Source organism: Xenorhabdus anantnagensis (genome assembly GCF_028598555.1).
Classification (GTDB): Bacteria; Pseudomonadota; Gammaproteobacteria; order Enterobacterales; family Enterobacteriaceae; genus Xenorhabdus; species Xenorhabdus anantnagensis.
In genome coordinates, this window is sequence record NZ_JAQRFN010000009.1 from 78,361 (window position 1) to 97,855 (window position 19,495).

Genomic DNA, 19,495 nt, shown 5'->3' on the forward strand with positions numbered 1-19,495 from the left:
TTTACCAGAATTAATTTATTGCAGCATTTTTATATTGTTAGATTTTACTCTACAGATAGATAAATATTAGGAGTCCGAGTGCCACGATATCCCCTCATATGTGCGCTTTTTGTATCTATCATCACTCCGTCGGCTTATAGTGCAAATTTACGACTGAAAGTAGAAGGGCTTTCTGGTGAATTAGAAAAAAATACCAGAGTACAACTTTCAAATATCAGTACCGATGAAGTTGCCCCTGATGGACGTTTTCGAGCCCGTGTGGAGAAAGCGATACGACAAGGGCTTCGTCCATTGGGATATTATGATCCTACCGTTACATTCACCTATCAAGAGAATACACCTCCTTCCCGTCCTGTTTTAACAGCAAAAGTAACACTTGGCGAGCCAGTGAGAATCGCTGAAGTGAATGTTGATTTGGAAGGAGGCGCTAAAACAGATAACGATTACGCCACCCTCATCAAAAAAAATAGGCCAAAGGAAGGAACGATACTTAATCACGGCAAATATGAAAACTTTAAAAGCACATTGACTAATTTGGCTGTTAAGAAAGGCTATTTTGACGCAGTGATGAAGAAAAGTGAGTTGGGAGTATCAAAAGAGCTACACGAATCCATTTGGGATTTTGATTTTGATAGCGGGCAACGTTATCGTTTTGGCCCTGTAGCATTCCACGGATCGCAAATTCGTGAAACTTACCTGAATAATCTGATTCCTTTCAAACAAGGTGAATACTATACCTCAGAGCAATTAGCCGAATTTAACCGCCGTTTAGTAAACACTGGATGGTTTAACTCTGCGGTTATTGTGCCCGATTTTAAAGTCGGGCGTGAGAGCAAGGATAAAATATTACCATTGAATGCCTCACTGATACCTCGCTCTGCTAACTATGTCGAATTAGGGGGCGGTTATGCAACGGATGTCGGGCCGCGTGTTCAGGCAAAATGGAAAAAACCGTGGCTCAATTCCCGTGGGCATAGTTTGAGTACCAGCCTTAACCTTTCCGCACGAGAACAATTTATTGATGGTTCTTACAAAATGCCGCTTAAGGTTAACCCTCTCGAAGAATACTATCAGCTACAAACAGGTTATAAACGTAAAGATGTTAACGATACCATTTCGGATACGGCAACTTTGAATTTTTCTCGTAACTGGGATCGTTTTACGGGCTGGCAGTACAGCGTCAATCTGCGCTGGAGTCTTAGCCACTTTACGCAGGCCAACGTAACAAACACCACTATGTTGCTTTATCCGGGAGCAAATATCAGCCGTATTCGCCAACGTGGCGGTACTATGCCTTATTGGGGGGATAGCCAGCGTTACTCGCTTGATGTTTCGGATACAAGTTGGCAGTCCAATGTCGATTTTTTCGTATTACAAGCACATCACGTCTGGATCAGAACTTATCGGGAGAATCATCGTTTTGTGGTGCGGGCGGATTTGGGCTGGATAGAAACTAATGAATTCGACAAAGTGCCGCCAGATCTCCGCTTCTTTGCAGGGGGGGATCGCAGTATTCGTGGATATAAGTACCAGAAAATCTCACCGACAGATAGTAACGGTAAATTAGTAGGGGCATCAAAGTTGGCGGTGGGTTCGCTAGAGTATCAATACAATATTCATGGCAATTGGTGGAGTGCCTTATTTGTAGACTCAGGTGAAGCGGTGGATGATATTAAGAGGAGTAATTTCAAAACAGGTGCGGGAATTGGTGTGCGCTGGGCTTCACCTGTCGGGCCGATAAAATTTGATTTGGCAACTCCGATCGGAGATCCAAATAGTCATAATGTTGAATTTTACATCGGTTTAGGGGCTGAACTATGAAGTGGGCAAAAAGGGTCAGTATCGCTTTCCTGCTGATTGTTGGCCTGTTATTGATGACCGTTGTGGGATTGGTCGGCACACAAGCTGGCCTGCATTTTGTGATTAACAGTGCGGTACGTTGGGTACCCGGATTGGATATTGCCAGTGTCAGCGGAGGTTGGCGTGATTTAACGCTAAAGGGCGTGAAATATCAGATGCCGGGAGTTAACGTCAATGCTGACAATTTGTACCTCTCTATGCGGCTTTCCTGCCTGAAACACAGTCAGGTGTGTGTCAACGCATTGACGACTGAAGGTGTTACTATTTCGGTGAATACCGCAGAGCTTCCGCCATCGACGCCCTCTACTGAATCGGAACCATTGACCGAATTGCAAACCCCGTACCCTATCTCACTGGATTTGCTTTCCTTGAAAAATATTCATGTGAAGGTAGACGGTATCGTCATTGCATTGGATGAGTTTAAAACGGGGGCTCAGTGGCAGGAAAAGCAACTAATATTAAGACCTACGGAAATTAATAACCTGTTGGTGGCATTACCAAAGAGTTCATCTGAAAAAATCGGGACAACGCAAAAAACAAAACAAAAGAATAAGCAGCAGGCTGAATCTGAGAAACCATTGGGTGAAACGTTGAAGGCATTGTTTGCCAAGCCACTGTTAGCGAAGCTGCCCAGCATTCCAATTCCTCTAGATATCACCGTGGAAAGTATTCATGGCAGACAACTGCATTTAACGGGTGATACTGATATCAAGATTAATGACTTGCAGCTACAGGCCAGAAATCAGGGGCAATCAGTTGATGTAAAAATGCTGAACCTACAGGCTTCGGAAGGCTCACTGGCAATACAGGGGACGGCAAAACTGTCTGAACAATGGCCTGTCAGCCTTTCGGTTAAGGGAAGCGTAACTAATTTAAATAATATAAATCTGGATGACCTGAAAGGGCAGCAGATTAATTTAACGCTAAAAGGCGCTTTGTTGCAGCAGCTTGATCTTGCGCTGAATCTTTCTGGTCCTGTCGTCGCCAGTCTGGAAGCTCAGACTGAGTTGGCAAAAGCAGGCTTGCCTGTACGTATGACATTAAAAAGCCAGCAATTACAATGGCCATTGAAAGGCAAGCCAGAATATCAGCTTGATGGTGTTCAGTTGCGCTTAAATGGTCAAGCCAGTGGTTACGATCTTTCCCTTCGCTCGGATATTAAGGGTAATAACCTTCCCCCTGCATTGTTGATGTTGGATGCGAAAGGTAACGAAGAATTGCTGAAGCTAACGCGCCTGCGTTTGTCGGCCTTGCAGGGTAAAGCAGACATTTCAGGAGTAATTGATTGGAGTAAAGCCATTAGTTGGAATACCAATCTTATTTTGGATGGCATTAATACTGCCAAACAGTGGCCGGAATGGCCTGCCAAAATGGATGGTAAAATAGCGGTGCGTGGCAGCTTATATGGGGGAAGTTGGCAGCTTCAGATCCCTAAAATTGCCCTTGATGGCTATGTGAAGCAAAATGCAATCAAAGCATATGGCAAGGCGTCAGGTAATGCGGCTGGGCAATGGGATATTCCTCAACTCGATCTTGCTGTAGGGCGTAATACACTAAATATACAAGGTCGGCTTACGGATAAAGCGTGGAAGCTTGATGGTGAGATTGATGCACCACAATTAAATGGCTTACTTCCGGGTCTGGCGGGTTTTATTACCGGTAAGATCAATCTGCGTGGCAATATGGAAGCGCCACAAATCGTAGCAGATTTGAACGCGCGTGGGTTGCGTTGGCAGGATGTGCTAAGGGTGGATAGCGCCACGATTAAGGGGAATGTACGCTCGGCTGAACAGATCCAAGGCCAGTTATCGGTTGTTGTGCATCAATTGAAACAGGCAGATTTAACCATTAAAAATTTGTCACTCAATGCTACGGGCACAGAAAGGAAACATGATTTACAACTGAAAATCGAGGGGACTCCGGTATCAGGTCAGTTGGCACTCAATGGCAGCTTTGATCGTCAAGAAGAGCGTTGGAAAGGCAGCATAAACAATACTTACTTCAATACACCTGTCGGTGAGTGGCGTTTAAGCAAGGCGATATCCATTGATTACTCGAAATTGCAACAAAAAGTCTTGGTTGGCACTCATTGCTGGCTTAATCCTAATGCACATCTTTGTATTTCAAAACCCATTGAAGCGGGAACGAGTGGCCATGCACAAGTGGCGCTTGAGCGTTTTGATTTGGCTATGATCCAGCCATTCCTTGATAGAAGCACTCAACTTAAGGGCATATTCAGTGGTAATGCTGATATCAGATGGTCAGCAGAGCAGGGTTTACCGCAAGCAAAAGTCGCTCTTCAAGGGAAGGGTGTACAAGTTAGTCAGGTTGTAGAAGGTAGTGTATTACCGGTTGATTTTGAGACAATCACCTTGAATGCAGGGCTGACAAATGGCAAGGCTAATTTGTCATGGTTATTCAAATTGGCTGGCAATGGGCACTTGAAAGGCGATATGCAGGTTGCTGATTTAGAAGGCAGCCGAAAATTATCGGGGAATGTAGATATTCAAGCACTTTCCTTAAAACTGATTAAACCTATTTTAGGTAAAGGAGAAAAAGCGGAGGGAGGATTAAATGCAAATCTACGCATTGGTGGAAATGCTAAGAATCCGCTGCTATTTGGCCTATTTAAAACTGATGACTTGAAAGTGAGTAGCCATTGGCTTCCATTTGATATCACCCAAGGTCAGTTAGCCGTTCAGTTTTCAGGCGCCAGTTCTAATTTGAATGGCATGATTAAAACGCCTAAAGGGCAACTAAATCTGAATGGTTATGCCGACTGGCGTAATTTAAATGAGTGGTATGCCAGAATTGCCGCTAATGGTGACAAGCTACGTGTCACTGTTCCTCCGATGGTGAAGGTGGATGTCAGTCCGGATTTGGTGCTGGAGGCAAAACCAAATCTACTGAAACTTGACGGTAATGTAGATATCCCCTGGGCGCGAATTACGGTTCAGGAATTACCGGAATCAGCGGTAGGTATTTCTTCTGATGAAGTGATGCTGAATAAAAGTCTCCAGCCAATAGAGAAGAAAAAATCATCTATTTTGATTCAAAGTAATTTAAATGTTCAGATTGGCGATGATGTGAGTTTGAATGCATTTGGTTTGCAGGCACAGCTCAAAGGGGTTTTGAAAATCCTTCAGGGGAAACAGGGATTGGGGCTGAATGGCCAGATTGATATCCCGGAAGGGCGTTTCCATGCTTACGGGCAAGATTTGCAAGTACGCAAGGGAACAATTCTGTTCTCTGGTCCGCCAGATCAGCCATTGTTGAATATTGAAGCTATCCGCAACCCTGAATCGACAGCAAACGCTGTTATAGCCGGCGTACGTGTAACGGGCTTGGCAGATAAACCTAAAGTAGAAGTCTTTTCTGATCCAGTCAAATCACAACAGGAAGCTTTGTCTTATTTGTTGCGTGGTGAAGGATTGGAAAAAGGCAACTCTGACAACTCGCAAATGACGGCTATGCTGATTGGATTGGGGGTTGCACAGAGTGGTCAATTAGTCGGTAAGATTGGGGAAACGTTTGGTGTCTCTGATTTGGCTTTGGATACTCAGGGCATTGGCAATAAATCTCAGGTTGTTGTCAGTGGCAGAATTACCAACGACTTACAAGTGAAGTATGGTGTTGGTATTTTTGACTCTTTGGCGAAACTGACATTACGTTATCGTGTTATGCCAAGATTGTATCTGGAAGCAGTATCTGGTATTGATCAAGCTTTAGATTTGCTCTATGAGTTTGAGTTTTAAAGATGCGAGTTATTGTTTATGGTAGCCTGAGGCAAAAACAAGGCAATCATCACTGGATGACGGATGCCCAATGGTTAGGAGAACACAGATTAGAAGGTTATGAACTTTATGATCTGGGACATTATCCGGCAGTTATCAGTGGCGAAGGAACAATCGAATGTGAAGTATATCGTATTACGCCATCCATCCTGACAGAATTGGATGAGTTGAAAAAAAACTCTCAGGAGTACCGAAGGGAACTGATTGAAACACCTTATGGCAAGGCGTGGATTTACCTCTATAAATTGCCTGTTGAGGGATTGCATAGGATAACAAGTGGTGATTGGCTAAAACGCCACGGTGAAGAATAAAAATTAGTGATTCATTGTTTGTTGTGTGATTTTATTTTTATATATGGTCATTAATGAATTGTTCCAGCAAAAATGACTCTGACAAAATTGACTGACAAACAAAAACCTCTGTCCCTATCAGGGCAGAGGTTTTTTGCATCAAAAAAATCCGTAATTATCTGTTTGGATTATTTTTTTGCAGCGCGTTCGAAAGAAGATCGGATTTCAGTCTTAGCAGCTTCAACGTTGTCCCAGCTATCAATTTTAACCCACTTGCCTTTTTCCAGATCTTTGTAGTGCTCGAAGAAGTGAGTGATTTGGGCACGCAGCAGTTCTGGCAGATCATACACATCTTTGATGTGATCGTATTCTTTGCTCAGTTTGGTATGAGGAACAGCGACCAATTTCGCATCTTCACCTGATTCGTCAGTCATTTTCAGAACACCGACTGGACGGCAGCGAATAACGGAACCTGGCTGTAATGGGTATGGTGTTGGAACCAATACGTCAACTGGGTCACCGTCGAGGGACAGAGTATTATTGATGTAACCGTAGTTGCATGGGTAGAACATCGCAGTTGACATGAAACGGTCTACAAACAGAGCGCCAGATTCTTTGTCTACTTCATATTTGATCGGATCAGCGTTTGCTGGGATCTCAATAATGACATAGATATCTTCAGGCAGGTCTTTTCCCGCCGGTACGTTGTTCAGGCTCATAAAAAGTTTCCTTGAATTTCAAACCAAAATGGAGTGCGGGGTATTATAGCCAAAACAGGCTTAAAGTAATTCCATTTTTCGGTGTTATGCCCGTATTCCAGCAGATTCATGGTTATCAAAAATTCCAGTCCAGAAATTATCTATGATTTGTTCTATGGCTTCTGATAACAGAATTGAGGCAGAGTAAGTTAAAGAGGCGAAATTTGGCTCGCCTCTTTAACTACTTTACGAATAAATGATCTTATTCGTCTGGAAATTCAGCCATAAAATCCTCGGCTTTTTCCACCATTGATTTGGTTCCTACGAAGAAAGGGACGCGCTGATGCAATTTGGTTGGTGTGATGTCCAGAATGCGGTTAGCGCCATCACTGGCCTTGCCGCCAGCCTGTTCAGCAAGAAACGCAATTGGGTTGCATTCGTACAATAGGCGCAATTTTCCGGTTGGATAGCTTGCAGTGCTTGGATAAATATAGATGCCACCCTTCAGCAAATTGCGGTGGAAATCTGCAACCAGAGAACCGATATAACGAGTTGTATAAGGACGCTGAGTCGCTTCGTCCTGCTCTTGGCAATATTTGATGTATTTTTTCACACCCATCGGGAATCTGATGTAGTTCCCTTCGTTGATGGAGTACATATTACCCTTTTCTGGGAATTGGACTTTTTCATGGGTCAGACAGAACACACCAAGGGAAGGGTCATAAGTAAAAGTATGGACACCACAGCCTGTAGTGTAAACCAGCATTGTGGATGAACCGTAAACCACATAACCTGCTGCAACCTGACGATTTCCCGGTTGCAGAAAATCGTCTTCGGTTACAGGCTGACCAATCGGGGTAATTCGATGGTAAATCGAGAAAATAGTCCCGACGGAAACGTTTACATCAATATTCGAAGAACCATCCAATGGATCCATCAAAACAACATACTTCGCGTTTTCTGCTCGGTCGCCATCAAAAATAACGATCTCGTCTTCTTCCTCAGACGCAATACCTGCAACTTCGCCGCGTGCTTTCAGTGCTGCCTTGAGTTTTTCATTGGCGTATAAGTCCAGTTTCATCTGAACTTCACCCTGAACATTAGATACACCACTCGTGCCCAAAATATCCACCAGACCGGCTTTATTGATATCTCTATGAATGATTTTGGCACCTAACTTAATGGCAGACAACAATGCGGTCAGTTCACCTGTAGCATGAGGAAAATCGTGCTGTTTTTCGACGATGAATTCGCCTAATGTTTTCATGACAAAGGCCTTGAATTTGATTGTGGTTTTAGGAAGCGTGCTTCACTTTGTGTGTCGCACTCATGCGCGGGCAGTTTAGCTAAAGAATCAGATGATTCATAGGCTATTGCATTTCTAATCTCTGATTTGATGGTTAGAATAGTGATACAGTTCATGATATCGGGTAGAAATAAATGCGTATTCATATTCTCGGCATTTGCGGTACTTTTATGGGAGGGTTGGCGATCCTCGCTCGTGCACAGGGCCATGAAGTGACTGGCTCTGATGCTAATGTATATCCACCAATGAGCACCCTGCTGGAAAAACAGGGCATTGAACTGATCCAAGGATACGACCCGGCACAACTTGATCCTGCTCCGGAGCTGGTGATCATCGGTAATGCCATGACACGCGGTAATCCTTGCGTGGAAGCGGTACTGGATCGTGGCATTCCTTATACTTCTGGCCCGCAATGGCTACATGATCATGTATTACCGGAACGCTGGGTATTGGCTGTCGCGGGAACCCACGGCAAAACAACAACGGCCGGCATGTTGGCCTGGATTTTGGAAGATTGTGGCTATAAACCGGGGTTCTTGATCGGTGGTGTACCGGGTAATTTCGAGGTCTCAGCACAAATCGGTGAAAGCCCATTTTTTGTGATTGAAGCTGATGAATACGATTGTGCCTTTTTCGACAAGCGTTCAAAATTTGTCCATTACAGTCCCCGCACACTGATCATGAACAATCTGGAATTTGATCACGCCGACATTTTTGAAAATTTGGCTGCTATTCAAAAACAGTTCCACCATCTCGTCAGAGTTGTGCCGAGTACAGGGAAAATCATTGTTCCTGATAATGATGTTAATTTGAAGCATGTGCTTTCAATGGGATGTTGGAGTGAGCTGGAACAGATCGGAGAAAGTGGTAATTGGCAGGCGAAGAAAGTCAGCCAAGATAGCAGTAATTATCAAGTTTTCCATCATGGTGAATTGATTGGAGAAGTGAAGTGGTCACTCGTCGGTGAACACAATATGCATAATGGTTTGATTGCGATTGTGGCAGCCCATCATGTGGGTGTTCAACCTGTGGATGCTTGTCGGGCACTAAGCAAATTTATTAATGCCCGTCGTCGCCTTGAATTATGCGGCGAAGTTAATGGTATCTCGGTGTATGATGATTTTGCCCATCATCCAACGGCCATTTTAGCTACAATGGAAGCGCTGAGAAGCAAAGTGGGCGGGATGTCTCGTATTCTTGCCGTACTGGAACCTCGGTCGAATACCATGAAAATGGGAATGAGCAAAAATGATATTGCGCCTTCCATGGGGCGCGCTGACGAAGTCTTTCTCTATCAGCCTACTAATATCCCGTGGCAAGTTATTGAAATTGCTGAACAGTGCATTCAGCCAGCCCGTTGGAGTGCTGATATCGATGCTTTGGTTAAAATGATTGTAGAAACGGCACTGCCGGGCGATCATATTCTGATTATGAGTAACGGTGGGTTTGATGGAATTCATGAGAAGCTATTGGCCGAATTGACGAAGAAAGCAAGTACAGCTTAATTGTTATGCTCTCTGCAATAGGGGATCGCGCCCATTGGACGATCCTCTTTTCATCACATATTCTTTTATCCTCCAAGCTAATATTTTGGTCTGCCGTGCGCCTATCTTAATTGGTTTGGCATACGGCAGATCCACAGATTAAAGTTCTTGCTCAAACAAGTTGAGAATTGCTTCGTAGAGTTGCTTGGTCGTAAAGTTTTGTGCTGGGGTAGAAAAAATGGTGTCATCTCCTGCAATACTGCCAAGAATCCCTTCTGCCTTCCCCAATGAATCTAATAGACGTGCAATTAACTGTGCTGCGCCAGGGCTGGTTCGTATGACGACAACGCTGTGATTATAATCGACATCTAATACCAGATTTTTTAATGGACTGGTGGCAGTGGGAACACCCAGTTCTGCTGGTAGGCAGTAGACCATTTCCATCTTTACATTACGCGTTCGGACAGCACCAAATTTCGTCAGCATTCTGGAAACTTTAGATTGGTTGATATTTTCAAACCCTTCATCCTGAAGTGCTGAAACAATTTCACCTTGAGAGCTGAATTTTTCTTCTTTCAATAATGACTTGAAAGCTTTTACCAAATCTTCCTGTTTCGAAGGAACACGCATATTTCACCATCGTTGAATCCGTTATTAGGCCGACATTATGCGAAAGAGTGAATTTTTATTCAAGAAAGAGAAGAAAGAACCAACATATAGAGCATAATTGTATATTTTTCGATATCACCTTATTAATAGTCTGGATATTAATATAGTTTTCTTTTCTCCAGATTAAGCATAGTAAATGTATTGTTAATTAAATGGAGTTGTTTAGTGTGAAAGGGAAGAGTAAGGTAATCAGCTAATTGATAAGTGATATAACTGAAATAATTCTCAAAAAAGTGTCCGTTATCTCATTAACAGATAAGCCTTTTGTCTAGAATAAAACAACTTTAGTATTCCATCATCAAGCCATTAGGTGGATAATCTGACTGTTAACAGATTGTTTTTAAGACGTAGTGATGAGTAAGATGAGAGCCTTCTCGATCATTATATTGATGATGGAAAAAATGAAAGCATTCTCTTAACCGTACAGGTTTAAACTTTTTATAGTACTTATTTAAGGAGTATCAGGATGAAAGTTGCAGTTCTCGGTGCAGCCGGTGGTATTGGTCAGGCACTTGCCCTTCTACTCAAGACCCAGCTTCCTTCAGGTTCAGAACTTTCCTTGTATGACATTGCTCCGGTGACCCCAGGCGTGGCAGCCGATTTGAGCCATATTCCAACGGCAGTCAAAATCACAGGTTTTGCTGGTGAAGATGCAACTCCTGCACTGGTAGGTGCAGATGTCGTATTGATTTCTGCGGGTGTGGCACGTAAACCTGGTATGGATCGTTCCGATTTGTTCAATATTAATGCGGGAATCATTCGTAATCTGGTTCAGCAGGTCGCTAAAACTTGTCCAAAAGCATTAATTGGAATTATTACTAACCCAGTCAATACCACTGTAGCAATTGCTGCTGAGGTACTGAAAAAAGAAGGGGTATACGATAAGAACCGCCTGTTTGGTGTAACAACATTGGATATCATCCGTTCCAACACGTTTATTGCTGAATTAAAAGGCAAAAAACCAGAAGAGTTGGAAGTTCCAGTGATTGGTGGACATTCAGGCGTAACTATTTTGCCATTATTGTCTCAAGTTTCAGGTGTTAGCTTCACTGATGAAGAAGTTGAAGCCTTGACCAAACGTATCCAGAATGCAGGTACTGAAGTCGTTGAAGCGAAAGCGGGTGGCGGTTCTGCAACATTGTCTATGGGACAGGCGGCAGCACGTTTGGGATTGTCTCTGATTCGTGGTCTGCAAGGTGAAAGCAATGTTGTTGAGTGCAGTTATGTTGAAGGTGATGGTAAATATGCCCGTTTCTTTGCGCAGCCTGTACGCTTAGGGAAAAATGGTATCGAAGAACGTTTAGATATTGGCAAGTTGAGTGACTTTGAACAGAAGTCATTAGATAACATGCTGGATGTTTTGAAGAAAGATATTGAATTGGGCGAAAAATTCATTAACGATTAATTTATTTATTATTGATTTATTAATATAAGAATTAAGTTAAATATATTAGATAACTGAAACCGCTAGTTCGAAATAACTAGCGGTTTTTTTTCAATAATTATATTGATAGCTAATTATTCTTTTTATCTCGGACTTTTCTCTCTAATAATTCTCCTGTATGGGGATCGAAATAACGGCTTGGCCATATTTCAGACGGATGTAATTCTAAGTAATCCGCTATTATCCATTCTCCCTTGGGCCATGGGCGAGAAAGTGTATTCGCCAAAGTTGATGAACTCAGCCCCGCTTCACGAGAAACGGCTGCTAACGTAGTTCCACGTTTACGTAAAGCGGCAATAATATCAGCAGGATGCCAATCCGATTTCATAGAAATCATTTTTTTAATCCTTTCCTATTAAATTTGAAGCCACATTAGTGGTATAACTAAAGCGTTAATGTGAAATTAATAACGAACATGGATCTGTTATTAAGAAAATAAAATAACATTATTTTTTCTAAAAATATTTCTAAATTTTTCTTAATAACTTCTTTTTTGAACTTGGTTACAAAAATAGAGAAACATTATGAAAAAAGAGTGGTATACGGCAATGGAGCTGACCGGTGTAGGTGAGTTACCTAGATCACCACAAGGAGTTAATGCCAGAGCAAAACGTGAAGAGTGGTTGAAGCAAAAACGGACAGGTGTTCAAGGAAGGGCGATTGAATACCATTACTCTTGTTTTCCTGAATCAACTTTGACGGCTTTGGAACTTCATGAAACGTCAGCGGAATATCAGGTTCAGAAACAAGACCCTCTATCTATTTGGGTAAGTGCATTTAATTTACTCAACGAGGAAGAAAAGGAGGTAATTATCGAAGTGATACTACGAGATGGCATAAGAAGTTTTTTAGAAAAAATTACAGCTACTTGAGGCAGCTTTTGAAAAGCCAAATGTTTAAAATTTGGCTTTCTCTTCACTGCTTCAGTACAAAGCGAGGAGAAAAAGATGAAGAAAGAATGGTATTCTGCAAAGGAACTCATCGGCCTCGCAGGGCTGCCATCGTCTCCCCAAGGGGTTAATCTGATGGCAAGACGCGAAGGTTGGGAACAACGCCGTAAGCGCGGAGTGCAGGGAAAGGCGCTCGAATATAATGTCAACAGTTTACCCGAAGAAGTGCTGAATGTACTGACTGTCAGTGAAAATTCGGTCGAGTACTACCGGAATAAGCGACAGGATCCATTTATAATCTGGGTAGAGGCTTATTACCAGCTGAGCAAACCCGAAAGGGAACGAATGGTTAAGTTCATTTTGAGAAAAGGACTGGCTAGCCTTATCCAATACGTTGGTATTCAAGATATTGATAGTAAAGACAGTATCCCAGATTGAGTAATCTGGGACACTGATTGATTCAACTCAGGAAAGTCGCTGTACAGCGACATGAGCTAATCCCTCAAGGGCCGCCTTGTATGGAGAATCGTCCAGTATTTGCAATGCTGAAATTGCCTTATCTGCTTCCTCCTCCGCCCGTTGGCGGGTGTATTTAAGTGAGCCACACTGTTTCATTGTTGCGAGTACGGTATCCAGTAAATGGCGGCCATTTCCTTGTTCAATAGCACTTCGGATTAAAGCGGCTTGTTCCGGCGTCCCATGGTTCATGGCGTGCAAAAGGGGCAATGTTGGCTTGCCTTCGTTCAGGTCATCCCCCGTATTCTTGCCGAGCGTGTTGTTGTCTGCATCGTAATCCAGCAGATCGTCAATTAATTGAAATGCTGTCCCCAGATAGCGACCATAATCACGCAATGCTACTTCTTGCTCAGGAGTGGCGTTGGCAAGAATGGCTGCTGAGTGGGCTGCGACTTCAAACAGGCGGGCAGTTTTACTATAAATAACCCTCATATAGTCATCTTCTGAAATATCAGGATCATTGCAGTTCATCAACTGCATTACTTCGCCTTCAGCAATGACATTGGTGGCGTCAGACATCAATTTCAATACACGCATGGAGTCAAGATCGGTCATCATTTGAAATGAACGCGTATAAATGAAATCACCCACAAGGACACTGGCAGCATTGCCATAAATGGAGTTGGCTGTCGCCTTTCCACGGCGCATGTCAGATTCATCAACAACATCATCATGCAGCAATGTTGCTGTGTGGATAAATTCAATCAAAGCAGCAACTTTTATGTGCTTTTTGTCTTCGCAGTGAAGAGCTTTGCCTGCCAGTACTGCTATCATTGGCCGGATGCGCTTGCCACCACCGCTGATAATGTAGTAACCAAGTTGGTTGATCAGCGCAACGTCAGAATTTAATTGGTTAAGAATGGTTTCATTAACCGCTGTCATATCATTAGCGGTAAGTTTAATTATCGATTCTAAATTCATGTTTTGGCTTTGGACTCTGATTCAGAGCTGTGCTCATTAATTAGCATATCAATAGATATCATGATATATCGATTGTACTTGAAAAACCGTTCAAATAAATGACAATTGAAAAACTCTGTTTTTTTCTCATCTGTTCTAATTCTGCACTTGTCTTCCAAACGGTTTTTGCGTAGAATTCGCGCCCTATTGTGAATATTTTATAGCGCACTCTGGAAAGCATTTTTAGGGGGTGCGCGGAAAGCGGAGTTTATATGTACGCAGTTTTCCAAAGTGGTGGTAAACAACACCGAGTAAGCGAAGGCCAAACAATTCGCTTGGAAAAGCTGGACATCGCAACAGGTGAAACGGTTGAGTTTGACCAGGTGCTGATGGTCGCTAATGGTGAAGACATCAAAATCGGCGCTCCAGTAGTTGAAGGCGTTAAAATTAAAGCTGAAGTTGTTGCTCACGGTCGTGGCGAGAAAATTAAAATCGTTAAGTTTCGTCGTCGTAAACATAGCCGTAAGCAACAGGGCCACCGTCAGTGGTTCACTGATGTTAAAATCACTGGCATCGCTTAAGATTTTAGGAGAGCAGATTAATGGCACACAAAAAGGCTGGCGGCTCGACTCGTAACGGTCGCGATTCTGAAAGCAAACGTCTGGGTGTAAAACGTTTTGGTGGTGAGTCTGTTTTGGCAGGCAGCATCATCGTTCGTCAACGTGGTACTAAATTCCACGCAGGTAACAACGTAGGTTGTGGCCGTGACCACACCCTGTTCGCATTAGCTGACGGGAAAATTAAATTCGAAGTTAAAGGTCCAAAAAACCGTAAATTCATCAGCATCGAAGCTGAATAAGTTTTTTGAATCTTAATCGAACCTGAAGCCCTGCAATGTGTTGCAGGGCTTTTTATATTCTGGATTACGCCATCTCTGGGTACATCAGCCATCCAGCTTTATAGTGGCTATCCTACGGAGAAAAATGATGAAATTTGTAGATGAAGCCAAGATTCTGGTTGTTGCGGGAGATGGTGGCAATGGTTGCGTCAGCTTCCGTCGTGAGAAATATATTCCCAAAGGTGGGCCGGACGGCGGTGATGGTGGCGATGGTGGCGATGTCTACCTGCTGGCAGATGAAAACCTCAATACACTGATTGATTACCGTTTTGAAAAATCCTTCCGTGCTGAACGTGGTCAAAATGGACAAAGCCGCGATTGTACAGGTAAACGTGGTCAGGATATTACCATTAAAGTTCCAGTTGGAACTCGTGTGCGTGATATTGCCACGGGAGAAGTACTTGGGGATATGGTGCGCCATGAACAGCGTTTTATGGTTGCAAAAGGAGGCTTCCACGGCCTTGGCAATACTCGTTTTAAATCTTCGGTGAATCGAGCTCCTCGTCAAAGAACGATGGGGACACCTGGAGAAAGCCGTGAACTGATGTTAGAACTGATGTTGCTGGCTGATGTGGGAATGCTGGGTATGCCAAATGCAGGCAAATCCACCTTTATCCGCGCTGTATCGGCAGCAAAACCGAAAGTGGCTGATTATCCGTTTACAACTCTGGTGCCAAGTCTTGGCGTCGTGCGTATGGATAACGAGCAAAGCTTTGTAGTAGCGGATATCCCTGGTTTGATTGAAGGGGCATCAGAAGGTGCTGGATTGGGCATTCGTTTCTTGAAACATTTGGAACGTTGCCGTGTGTTGCTGCATTTGATTGATCTCTGTCCGATCGATGAATCTGATCCGGTTGAAAATGCCCGTATCATCATCAAAGAGCTGCACAAATATAGTGAAAAACTGGCAGAAAAACCGCGCTGGTTGGTGTTTAACAAGGTAGATCTCACAGATCCAGAAGAAGCTAAGCAGCGGGCAAAAGCCATTGCTGATGAGCTTGGCTGGGAAGGTGATTATTACATGATCTCAGCTGTGAACCGTCAGGGCGTGAAAGAACTTTGCTGGGACATTATGGAATTCATGAAGACGCAGCCTCGTAGCATGGAAACGTCGGAAGAATCTCAACCCGAAAAAGTCGAATTCATGTGGGATGACTACCATAAAGAACAGTTACAGCAATCATCTGATGAAGATTGGGATGATGACTGGGACGAAGAAGATGACGAAGGTATTGAGTTTATTTATAAACCCTAATCTTCATGTAGATATTCGAATATAATAAAAGGGCGCTAAATACAGCGCCCTTTTTTCATTCAATCTTTTTTGAATAGCTGAGTCTGTTCAGTGGCTTTGGTATAACGTTTTATATAGATCGTGTTCAAAACGCGATAGTGGAACACGACGGGTTCGTTGTTCTTCAGGGGGAACAGAATACCCAGAGATAAATTGGACAAAAGCAATTTGTTGCCCACTGGCGGCAGTCATAAACCCAGCGAGATTATAAACCCCTTGTAATGATCCCGTTTTGGCAAAGACTTTACCATCAACTCCCGACTCATGTAGACCAGGACGATAAGCCAACGTGCCATCATATCCCGCTCGGGGTAACATGGAGATGAAATCCAGTTCATCATTGTGCTGAGCAATAAATTGCAATATTTCCATCATGGTTGTCGGTGTGATTAAATTGTGGCGTGAAAGGCCCGAACCATCCACCATGATGGTATTCCTTAAATCAATACCGGCTTTTTGTTTCAGAATCTGACGAACTGCATCAGAACCTGTCCGCCACGTGCCTGGAACGTTGAAATAACGATGGCCGAGGGTACGAAAGATTGTATCTGCAATCATGTTATCTGATTTTTTCAACATGATTTTGAGCATATTATTTAATGGTACAGACTGATTCAGGGCGAGAATTTTTTCTGGGTGTTGGGGAATTGATTGGCGTCGTATATGGCCTTTTAACTCAATGCCTGCAATATTCAGTTCATTTTTCAGGATCTTGCCAGCATAACTAGGTCCATTTTGGATGGCAAATACCAGTGGAAGTGGCTCATCGCGTTGTGTCAGACAACCTGTGAGAGTGTATCGATTCAAGTCACCCACCGTAACATCAAGTTCACAATACTTTGCTTCTGGTGATCCCTTAGCCAATGTTTTGACTTCACTGAATACATTGACAGGATAAAAAGAGGGTACACGGACAAATGCCTGCTCATCAGGTTGCTTTGAGCCGTAAAGTGAAACAGAAAAGCAGTTCTTATCCACGATTGCTGCTGATGGAGGAGCACTGAAGCATTGGGTCATATCGTTCCACACCCAGCCGGGCGCTTTATCGTGGCTGGCAAAAATTGAAACATCTATGATGAGATCGCCATTAATTTGTTTGATGCCAGATTGTTTTAAGGTCTCGACCATATTGCGCAGTTGCGAACGCGTTAGCATCGGGTCACCTACAAAACGGGCTATTAGATTACCTTCTAATACGCCATCGGAAATATTAGCATCACTTTCCAGTGTTGTTATAAAACGGTAATCCTTACCAAGCTGTAATAGAGCTGCCAATGCCGTTACAATTTTCTGCGTACTTGCGGGTAAAGCCATTTGTTGCCCGTGGTAATCAATTAACGGTTCTTTTGAGCCAACGACTTGGGCGATAAATGAAAAATTAGTTCCCGTAGGTAAATATTGGGCACTTTTCTCAATAGAAGAGGCATTTGCACTGAAAATACTCAGGCTTAAACTGAGTATACAAGCTATTCTGTTGGTAATTTTTAAAAGAGCCATAGATCTCGCATACGAAGGTGAATGTATTCCAAAAATATTTGTATTAATAATACTAAGGTGTAATTCAAAGGAAAAGTAAACGATGATCCATCATCAACTCTACGTTAGAATGATAGATTAGCAGGTAAATATGCATGTGAACTTCAGATTATGCTGGGTTTGCACTCCTTTTATTGTCTGGAGGCCCGCCTGATAGGGTGTGCTCATTGTGCTGTTATTACAAAAATCAGGAAGATGTGTTTGGGCTTAGGATTGATTTAGAGGTTTGATAAATGAAACAAATTCCGATGACTGTACGTGGCGCGGATAAATTGCGCGAAGAATTAGAACATTTGAAAAATGTACGTCGCCCTCAAATTATTGCCGCAATCGCTGATGCACGTGAGCACGGTGATTTGAAAGAAAACGCGGAATATCATGCTGCTCGTGAGCAGCAGGGTTTCTGCGAAGGCCGCATTCAGGAAATTGAGGCTAAACTTTCTAATGCACAGGTGATTGACGTCACGAAGATGACCAACAGTGGCCGGGTGATTTTTGGGGCAACGGTAACGGTACTGAACGTGGATTCTGATGAAGAGCAGAACTACCGTATCGTAGGTGATGATGAAGCCAATATTAAAGAAAATCTTCTTTCAGTAAATTCACCGATTGCCCGTGGCCTGATTGGTAAAGAAGTGGATGATGTTGTTGTGATCACCACGCCCGGTGGTCAAGTGGAATACGAAGTTTTGAATGTGGATTATCTCTAAAACATCATGATAATCGGCTATTGTGCTGATATGTGAAGTTGAGATGGAAGAAAAAAGGCCAGTTTTTGGCCTTTTTTATCATGGTGAATACAATCAATATGGCATTTTTGTACAAATATGCCGTGATTATTTAGGTAGACTAATCTTGCGTTCTTTCGATGGACGGTAGAGGACTAATATTTTTCCAATGATTTGCACATTATGTGCACCGGTTTCACGAACAATCGCTTCAGCGATCAAAGTTTTTAGTTCACGGTCTTCGCCTGCAACTTTGACTTTGATAAGCTCGTGATGCGAAAGAGTTTGCTCGACTTCAGCCAACACGCCTTCGGTTAGCCCATTGTTGCCGATCATAACGACAGGCTTTAATGAATGAGCGAGGCTTTTTAGGTATTGGACTTGTTTCTTGTTAAGAGTCATCGTTTTTTTACTTAGTTGGGATTGAAAACGGCGTATTCTACCGCCATCTCATATCTATCACCATAAAAGTGTGGTGTGGTTTGATAAGAGAGCGCAAAAAAATAAGGCTCTCTATTAGTATAGTTGGAAAGAACAATGGCCAATAAAAAACGTTCAGCAAGCTCAAGTCGCTGGTTACAGGAACATTTTAGTGATAAATATGTTCTTCAGGCGCAGAAAAAAGGGCTTCGCTCTCGCGCTTGGTTTAAACTTGATGAGATACAGCAAAGCGACAAAATCTTTAAACCGGGCATGACCGTTGTTGATTTAGGCGCTGCTCCGGGTGGATGGTCTCAATATGTAGTTAGTCAGATTGGTAATAGTGGACGAGTAATTGCTTGTGATCTTTTGCCGATGGACCCGATAGTTGGAGTCGATTTCCTTCAAGGAGATTTTCGTGATGAGCTCGTATTGAAAACATTACTTGAGAGAGTTGGTGATAATAAAGTCCAGGTCGTCATGTCGGATATGGCTCCCAATATGAGTGGAACCCCCGCGGTCGATATTCCCCGATCCATGTATCTGGTTGAGTTAGCGTTGGGTATGTGTCGTGATGTGCTGGCCCCTGGGGGTAGTTTTATTGTCAAAGTGTTTCAGGGAGAAGGCTTTGATGAATACCTAAGGGAAATACGCTCCCTTTTTGCGAAGGTAAAAACTCGTAAACCAGAAGCTTCGCGGGCACGATCACGTGAAGTATATATTGTAGCGACAGGGCGGAAAGTATAGTACCCTGACTACTATTTGTTA

At 43.1% G+C, this 19,495-nt stretch carries 19 protein-coding genes; 12 read left to right on the forward strand and 7 right to left on the reverse strand.

Annotated elements, in window-relative coordinates; genetic code table 11:
* Positions 1-78: 78 nt before the first annotated feature.
* The 3 genes from tamA to PSI14_RS08940 are packed head-to-tail and all read left to right on the forward strand — an operon-like array spanning position 79 to position 5,965.
* Positions 79-1,821: an autotransporter assembly complex protein TamA gene (tamA, locus tag PSI14_RS08930; protein WP_273575581.1), complete on the forward strand. Its 1,743-nt coding sequence runs from the start codon at positions 79-81 to the stop codon at positions 1,819-1,821.
* Positions 1,818-5,615: an autotransporter assembly complex protein TamB gene (tamB, locus tag PSI14_RS08935; protein ID WP_273575582.1), complete on the forward strand. Its 3,798-nt coding sequence runs from the start codon at positions 1,818-1,820 to the stop codon at positions 5,613-5,615. Before tamA ends, tamB begins: the two co-directional genes overlap by 4 nt.
* Before the next feature lie 2 nt (positions 5,616-5,617).
* A complete protein-coding gene (locus PSI14_RS08940) occupies positions 5,618-5,965 on the forward strand; it encodes a gamma-glutamylcyclotransferase family protein (protein ID WP_273575583.1) in 348 nt (115 codons plus the stop codon).
* 167 nt (positions 5,966-6,132) lie between these two features.
* Here the strand turns inward: PSI14_RS08940 and ppa are convergent, their stop codons facing one another.
* Together ppa and fbp are read right to left on the reverse strand one after the other, a co-directional pair.
* Positions 6,133-6,663, reverse strand: coding sequence for an inorganic diphosphatase (ppa, locus tag PSI14_RS08945; protein WP_273575584.1), 531 nt, complete (start codon positions 6,661-6,663; stop codon positions 6,133-6,135).
* A gap of 241 nt (positions 6,664-6,904) precedes the next feature.
* A complete protein-coding gene (fbp, locus tag PSI14_RS08950; protein ID WP_273575585.1) occupies positions 6,905-7,909 on the reverse strand; it encodes a class 1 fructose-bisphosphatase in 1,005 nt (334 codons plus the stop codon).
* 173 nt (positions 7,910-8,082) lie between these two features.
* On the opposite strand from fbp, the gene mpl reads away from it, so the two are divergent.
* Positions 8,083-9,453: a UDP-N-acetylmuramate:L-alanyl-gamma-D-glutamyl-meso-diaminopimelate ligase gene (gene mpl, locus PSI14_RS08955; protein ID WP_273575586.1), complete on the forward strand. Its 1,371-nt coding sequence runs from the start codon at positions 8,083-8,085 to the stop codon at positions 9,451-9,453.
* 138 nt (positions 9,454-9,591) lie between these two features.
* Here the strand turns inward: mpl and argR are convergent, their stop codons facing one another.
* Entirely contained in the window at positions 9,592-10,062 is a 471-nt protein-coding gene (gene argR / locus PSI14_RS08960; RefSeq protein WP_273575587.1) for a transcriptional regulator ArgR, read from the reverse strand.
* Positions 10,063-10,567: 505 nt separating this feature from the next.
* Here argR and mdh point away from each other — a divergent pair.
* Positions 10,568-11,506: a malate dehydrogenase gene (gene mdh / locus PSI14_RS08965; protein WP_273575588.1), complete on the forward strand. Its 939-nt coding sequence runs from the start codon at positions 10,568-10,570 to the stop codon at positions 11,504-11,506.
* A gap of 109 nt (positions 11,507-11,615) precedes the next feature.
* Here mdh and PSI14_RS08970 read toward each other — a convergent pair whose 3' ends face one another.
* On the reverse strand, positions 11,616-11,882 hold the full coding sequence (locus PSI14_RS08970; protein WP_273575589.1) for a helix-turn-helix domain-containing protein: 267 nt from the start codon (positions 11,880-11,882) through the stop codon (positions 11,616-11,618).
* 187 nt (positions 11,883-12,069) lie between these two features.
* Here PSI14_RS08970 and PSI14_RS08975 point away from each other — a divergent pair, with 187 nt between their 5' ends.
* Both PSI14_RS08975 and PSI14_RS08980 read left to right on the forward strand, forming a co-directional pair.
* Positions 12,070-12,417: a DNA-binding protein gene (locus tag PSI14_RS08975; protein ID WP_092516812.1), complete on the forward strand. Its 348-nt coding sequence runs from the start codon at positions 12,070-12,072 to the stop codon at positions 12,415-12,417.
* Positions 12,418-12,492: 75 nt separating this feature from the next.
* On the forward strand, positions 12,493-12,873 hold the full coding sequence (locus PSI14_RS08980) for a DNA-binding protein (protein WP_273553379.1): 381 nt from the start codon (positions 12,493-12,495) through the stop codon (positions 12,871-12,873).
* Between the two features lie 27 nt (positions 12,874-12,900).
* Here PSI14_RS08980 and ispB read toward each other — a convergent pair whose 3' ends face one another.
* Positions 12,901-13,872 carry an octaprenyl diphosphate synthase gene (gene ispB, locus PSI14_RS08985; protein WP_273575590.1) on the reverse strand — a complete coding sequence of 324 codons (972 nt, stop codon included), beginning with the start codon at positions 13,870-13,872 and terminating at the stop codon, positions 12,901-12,903.
* A 251-nt stretch (positions 13,873-14,123) separates the two neighbouring features.
* On the opposite strand from ispB, the gene rplU reads away from it, so the two are divergent.
* From rplU to cgtA, 3 genes are all read left to right on the forward strand, one after another.
* Positions 14,124-14,432 carry a 50S ribosomal protein L21 gene (gene rplU / locus PSI14_RS08990; protein ID WP_010845219.1) on the forward strand — a complete coding sequence of 103 codons (309 nt, stop codon included), beginning with the start codon at positions 14,124-14,126 and terminating at the stop codon, positions 14,430-14,432.
* 20 nt (positions 14,433-14,452) lie between these two features.
* Complete coding sequence (gene rpmA, locus PSI14_RS08995; protein ID WP_010845218.1) at positions 14,453-14,710, forward strand: 50S ribosomal protein L27; 258 nt, start codon at positions 14,453-14,455, stop codon at positions 14,708-14,710.
* Between the two features lie 127 nt (positions 14,711-14,837).
* Positions 14,838-16,004, forward strand: a complete 1,167-nt coding sequence (gene cgtA / locus PSI14_RS09000; protein WP_273575657.1) for an Obg family GTPase CgtA — start codon at positions 14,838-14,840, stop codon at positions 16,002-16,004.
* An 87-nt stretch (positions 16,005-16,091) separates the two neighbouring features.
* Here the strand turns inward: cgtA and dacB are convergent, their stop codons facing one another.
* A complete protein-coding gene (gene dacB / locus PSI14_RS09005; protein WP_273575591.1) occupies positions 16,092-17,540 on the reverse strand; it encodes a serine-type D-Ala-D-Ala carboxypeptidase in 1,449 nt (482 codons plus the stop codon).
* A 272-nt stretch (positions 17,541-17,812) separates the two neighbouring features.
* Here dacB and greA point away from each other — a divergent pair, with 272 nt between their 5' ends.
* Positions 17,813-18,289 (forward strand): transcription elongation factor GreA, encoded by a 477-nt coding sequence (greA, locus tag PSI14_RS09010; protein WP_092516831.1) that lies wholly within the window; start codon positions 17,813-17,815, stop codon positions 18,287-18,289.
* A 126-nt stretch (positions 18,290-18,415) separates the two neighbouring features.
* Here greA and yhbY read toward each other — a convergent pair whose 3' ends face one another.
* Positions 18,416-18,709 carry a ribosome assembly RNA-binding protein YhbY gene (gene yhbY, locus PSI14_RS09015; RefSeq protein WP_273575592.1) on the reverse strand — a complete coding sequence of 98 codons (294 nt, stop codon included), beginning with the start codon at positions 18,707-18,709 and terminating at the stop codon, positions 18,416-18,418.
* A 135-nt stretch (positions 18,710-18,844) separates the two neighbouring features.
* Here yhbY and rlmE point away from each other — a divergent pair, with 135 nt between their 5' ends.
* Positions 18,845-19,474 (forward strand): 23S rRNA (uridine(2552)-2'-O)-methyltransferase RlmE, encoded by a 630-nt coding sequence (gene rlmE / locus PSI14_RS09020; protein WP_273575658.1) that lies wholly within the window; start codon positions 18,845-18,847, stop codon positions 19,472-19,474.
* Positions 19,475-19,495: the final 21 nt, after the last annotated feature.

Coding starts and splice junctions, on each gene's coding strand:
- yhbY (WP_273575592.1), bottom strand. CDS start 18,709: ATGACTCTTAACAAGAAACAAGTCCAATACCTAAAAAGCCTCGCTCAT.
- PSI14_RS08940 (WP_273575583.1), top strand. CDS start 5,618: ATGCGAGTTATTGTTTATGGTAGCCTGAGGCAAAAACAAGGCAATCAT.
- PSI14_RS08980 (WP_273553379.1), top strand. CDS start 12,493: ATGAAGAAAGAATGGTATTCTGCAAAGGAACTCATCGGCCTCGCAGGG.
- ppa (WP_273575584.1), bottom strand. CDS start 6,663: ATGAGCCTGAACAACGTACCGGCGGGAAAAGACCTGCCTGAAGATATC.
- argR (WP_273575587.1), bottom strand. CDS start 10,062: ATGCGTGTTCCTTCGAAACAGGAAGATTTGGTAAAAGCTTTCAAGTCA.
- PSI14_RS08975 (WP_092516812.1), top strand. CDS start 12,070: ATGAAAAAAGAGTGGTATACGGCAATGGAGCTGACCGGTGTAGGTGAG.
- mdh (WP_273575588.1), top strand. CDS start 10,568: ATGAAAGTTGCAGTTCTCGGTGCAGCCGGTGGTATTGGTCAGGCACTT.
- greA (WP_092516831.1), top strand. CDS start 17,813: ATGAAACAAATTCCGATGACTGTACGTGGCGCGGATAAATTGCGCGAA.
- PSI14_RS08970 (WP_273575589.1), bottom strand. CDS start 11,882: ATGATTTCTATGAAATCGGATTGGCATCCTGCTGATATTATTGCCGCT.
- tamB (WP_273575582.1), top strand. CDS start 1,818: ATGAAGTGGGCAAAAAGGGTCAGTATCGCTTTCCTGCTGATTGTTGGC.
- fbp (WP_273575585.1), bottom strand. CDS start 7,909: ATGAAAACATTAGGCGAATTCATCGTCGAAAAACAGCACGATTTTCCT.
- dacB (WP_273575591.1), bottom strand. CDS start 17,540: ATGGCTCTTTTAAAAATTACCAACAGAATAGCTTGTATACTCAGTTTA.
- cgtA (WP_273575657.1), top strand. CDS start 14,838: ATGAAATTTGTAGATGAAGCCAAGATTCTGGTTGTTGCGGGAGATGGT.
- mpl (WP_273575586.1), top strand. CDS start 8,083: ATGCGTATTCATATTCTCGGCATTTGCGGTACTTTTATGGGAGGGTTG.
- rpmA (WP_010845218.1), top strand. CDS start 14,453: ATGGCACACAAAAAGGCTGGCGGCTCGACTCGTAACGGTCGCGATTCT.
- rlmE (WP_273575658.1), top strand. CDS start 18,845: ATGGCCAATAAAAAACGTTCAGCAAGCTCAAGTCGCTGGTTACAGGAA.
- rplU (WP_010845219.1), top strand. CDS start 14,124: ATGTACGCAGTTTTCCAAAGTGGTGGTAAACAACACCGAGTAAGCGAA.
- ispB (WP_273575590.1), bottom strand. CDS start 13,872: ATGAATTTAGAATCGATAATTAAACTTACCGCTAATGATATGACAGCG.